3 protein-coding genes are annotated in these 2,598 nt (G+C 53.7%); all 3 read right to left on the bottom strand.

The features are described from left to right. Positions 1 to 94: 94 nt before the first annotated feature. The 3 genes from HMPREF3091_RS04940 to HMPREF3091_RS04950 all read right to left on the bottom strand — a co-directional run bounded on the left by HMPREF3091_RS04940 (position 95) and on the right by HMPREF3091_RS04950 (position 2,129). Positions 95 to 628 (bottom strand): single-stranded DNA-binding protein, encoded by a 534-nt coding sequence (locus tag HMPREF3091_RS04940; protein WP_371328676.1) that lies wholly within the window; start codon positions 626 to 628, stop codon positions 95 to 97. Positions 629 to 1,390: 762 nt separating this feature from the next. Next, positions 1,391 to 1,582 carry a hypothetical protein gene (locus HMPREF3091_RS04945; RefSeq protein ID WP_070714547.1) on the bottom strand — a complete coding sequence of 64 codons (192 nt, stop codon included), beginning with the start codon at positions 1,580 to 1,582 and terminating at the stop codon, positions 1,391 to 1,393. 40 nt (positions 1,583 to 1,622) lie between these two features. Next, complete coding sequence (locus HMPREF3091_RS04950; protein WP_070714549.1) at positions 1,623 to 2,129, bottom strand: antirestriction protein ArdA; 507 nt, start codon at positions 2,127 to 2,129, stop codon at positions 1,623 to 1,625. Positions 2,130 to 2,598: the final 469 nt, after the last annotated feature.

The following is a 2,598-nucleotide window of genomic DNA, read 5'->3' on the forward strand; positions in this document are numbered from 1 at the left end:
AAAGGTATCGTTAGGTAAATCAGGCGTCTTATTGCTCATATTTAGGCTCCGATTGTGTGTCTATAGCCCTGCTGGCGCAGGGCTGCTGTAAATCCTAGAATGGGATCGAATCGTCAAAATCCATTGGCGGGAATTCCCCCGTCTGTGGCGGCTGAGGTTCCGGCTGTGCGGCGGTGTTGGATTTTTTGCCTTTGCTGGCCTTTTTAGCGGCGGGAGCTGCTGCCTGTTGTTGTGGCTGACCGCTGGTCTGCGGTGCGGGGGATTGACTGGCCTCGCGACGATTGCCCAACATTTGCATTGTGCCGCCCACGTTGACGATAATTTCCGTGGTGTAACGTTCAATGCCCTGTGTGTCTGTCCACTTGCGGGTCTGTAAAGCACCCTCGATGTAGATTTGCGAACCTTTTTGCAGGTACTCCCCTGCGATTTCAGCCAACTTGCCAAACACCACAACGCGATGCCATTCGGTTTTTTCTTTTGGTTCGCCCGTTTGTTTATCGCGCCATGTTTCTGAGGTAGCCAGTGACAAATTGGCAACCGCGCCACCGTTCGGCATGTAGCGTACTTCGGGTTCTTGGCCTAAATGTCCCACTAAAATCACTTTATTAACGCCTTTGCTCGCCATCATGTTGCTCCTTGAAGCCTCTGGCTTCTTTCTGGTGTATTTCCCTCTGCCGGATTTTTCCGGGGCGAGGGGCTTTTCGTGGGAAGACGGTAGCGACAGGCGCGGCGGTAAAGTCCACAGGGGGTGCGTTCATTTTTTTGAGACGAACTAGAGAGGACAAAAAAATTAATGCGGCCAGCGCTGGCGCGGCCTGTTGACTTTTCCGTCCCCTGACGCAGGCTGACCCACGAAAACACAGCGCTCAGGATAGGGCGTAAAGAAAGGACACCGGAAAGAGGCCAGATTTATCTGGCCCCCTTAGCGCCGGCAGTGAAAGCGGCGTGACCAACAGGTCACAGCAAGCGGTTCTGTTGACCTGCCAGCAACGGCTCTACCCCGCATGGGCGCAGACACCTTGCGTGGCTGCGTAAAACTTGGCGTGCCCGTTTGTTTGGGCGCGACTAGTTGTGTCAGTCGTCGTGTGTCGGAACGGCGCACGCCCTTGGGTGCCCCAAAGTCCCTTGTGTATATTTTGAAGAGATAAGCGAAACAGACCCAACAGCAGAAGGATGTATATCCAGAAGAAGATCGAAAAGACGAAACGGAAAGAGAAGATGGAGAGGAAGAAGAACAGTCATAGTCGGAATGGAAACGCAACACACTACCCTGACATCACGAAACGGGAGGATAAGCGGTGCGTTAGCACCGCATACCTTCCCGTGCGCCAACAGCGCACACGGGGTTTCGGCACGGCCAGACAGGCGCTCCGAACGCCTGCCATCATACTTACTGCCCTTTGCCACCCTGTAAGATGAAATGACCACCAATATATACAGCACACTGACAAGTCATGTAGTGACAAATTTCATCCATGACCTGTGGGGTCGTCAGTTCCCGCTGACCGGAATCACGTCGACGTGCATTAATTAATGCCTTGTATTGACGCAATATTTCGCGGGTTTCCGGCGCAAGTTTCATCGTTATATCCTTAACCGGCGGTTTCACCGCCGCATAGTATTTAGTTTGTGAAAACATAACCGTCATGGAAAACATAGCCGCTGCTGAACAGGTCACGCGCATAGGCTTTAAAATCGAAGTAGCAGCGAAGTAGATCCGGCACCTCATTGAGCAAGCCGTTATCCTCAACCATCTCCAGAGCATAGTCTTCTTCGCTTTCTGCCTCGCCCCGATACGCATCATCAAAGGCGTCATAATCACACTGGCCGGTATACTCCGCCCACGCGATAAAAGCGGCTTCGCTGCCTTCTGCTTCAGCGCGTTGGTAAGCGGCGACAAAATCCCAGTCAATAGCGCTTTCAGAGACGAACTGTGATGGGATATTTTCCCAATCCTGAAACATGAATTCTGCATCCGACTCACCGGCATGCAGCGCCTGACAGGCCGCGTAAAAATCGGCTCTGTCGTCAAAATCCGTCAGATCTAGCCATTTGCCGTAAATGCTGCCGCAGTTGTATTTGTGGTAGGTGCCCACGTAGACAGAAGGTGTGGTGGTTGCATTGCCCATAATAAAATCCTCCGAGGTCAGTGTCGTCTGTGATCCGGCTTACGCCGTGCCGATACGACAGCCCTGCGGCGAGTGGCCGATGCAAGGGCGCCGTCCTTCCACACATCGCCTCTGGACGGCGGGAGTTGAACGGTGAGAGCGCGAAACTTGAGCGCACGAACGACGGGAAAATCACAGCGGGAAGAGGCATAAATAGCGACGGCGGCGAAGCCTCCCTTGCATCGGACACGTCAGGGCTAAAGTTGCGGCACGGCGTAAGCCGTCACAACACCGCAATAACAGAGAGCGGTTCATTGTCAGGCCAAGCCTGCGGGGATTGGCCGATAGATAGCCGAGCCTGCGACGTCCTTATTGCCTGTGTCAGACGAAAAAAGAGGGGCACTGCCCCTCCTCCTTTATGATGCTCTCACACCGGCCAGCGCATCGCGCAGGCTATTAATTTCACGCTGGCCCTCTATGAGAACGTCGT

It is taken from the genome of Hafnia sp. HMSC23F03 (assembly GCF_001816025.1).
GTDB lineage: Bacteria > Pseudomonadota > Gammaproteobacteria > Enterobacterales > Enterobacteriaceae > Hafnia > Hafnia paralvei.